Source organism: Halopolyspora algeriensis (assembly GCF_003337235.1).
Lineage (GTDB): Bacteria > Actinomycetota > Actinomycetes > Mycobacteriales > Pseudonocardiaceae > Haloactinomyces > Haloactinomyces algeriensis.
Genome location: NZ_QPJC01000035.1, coordinates 1 through 1,008, shown reverse-complemented (window position 1 = coordinate 1,008; position 1,008 = coordinate 1). Strand labels below are relative to the sequence as shown.

Here is a 1,008-nt window from a genome sequence, read left to right as displayed (position 1 = left end):
CTCAGAGCCTGTTCCTAATCTGGTTTGATCAGGCGTTTGCTGGTGAGTCGGATCATGGCCCAGCGGACCATGGCTTCGTGGTGATGGGGTAAGCGTTCGTAGTCACGCACGCAGCGGCGGTGCTGGTTGATCCAGGCCAGGGTGCGTTCGACGACCCAGCGTCGAGGGAGGACGACAAAGGTGGTCTGACCGGCGAGTTTGGCCACGATGTCGATGGTGATGCCAAACAGGTGTCTGGCCCAGTCCAGCAGGGTGCCGGTGTAGCCGGCATCGGCCCACAGGTGCTGGATGGTCGGGCACAGCCACCGCAGGCGAGCCAGAAGATGCCGGGCTGCGGTGCGGTCTTGAACGTTGGCGCTGGTGACCAGGACGCAGACCATCAGCCCGAGCGTGTCGACGGCGATGTGGCGTTTGCGGCCGTTGATCTTTTTGCCTGCGTCGAAGCCGCGGGTGTGGGCGCTGACGGTCTCGGCGGCTTTGACCGAGGCCGAGTCGATGATCCCGGCCGAGGGGGCGGCATGGCGGCCTGCACGCAATCGTGCCCGGTCCCGGAGTTCGTCGAGCAGCTGCTGGGTGATTCCGGCGGCTTCCCAGGCGGCGAAGTAGTTGTACACCGTCGACCACGGCGGGAAATCCGGCGGCAAGGCCCGCCACTTGATGCCGTTGTCGACCAGATAGAAGATCGCATCCACGATCGCACGCCGACAGTGCACTTCCCGACGGCCACCCTTGCCGGTCAGCCAGGCCGGATCCGGCAGCAGCGGGTCGATGGTGGCCCACTGCGCCTCGGTCGTGTCCGAGGGATACCGGCGTGGCCGTGCCGGAGCACGATGACACTCAGCCAGGCGGCAACACGCCTGCCCCGCAACAACCTCGGACGGCGGGATACGGCACGATAGCAACGGAACTCCTGGTACCAGCGGCGCTTAGACACCGACCGCTCTACCAGGAGTTCCTTTCTCTCCAGCACCGCCCCACCACACAAACCAGTTCCAGAACAGGCTCTCA

The 1,008-nt window shown here is 65.2% G+C and carries 1 protein-coding gene; it reads right to left on the bottom strand.

The annotated features are described in order from the left end of the window. Positions 1 to 14 precede the first annotated feature (14 nt). Positions 15 to 902: an IS5 family transposase gene (locus DFQ14_RS21610; protein WP_246195400.1), complete on the bottom strand. Its 888-nt coding sequence runs from the start codon at positions 900 to 902 to the stop codon at positions 15 to 17. Positions 903 to 1,008 lie beyond the last annotated feature (106 nt).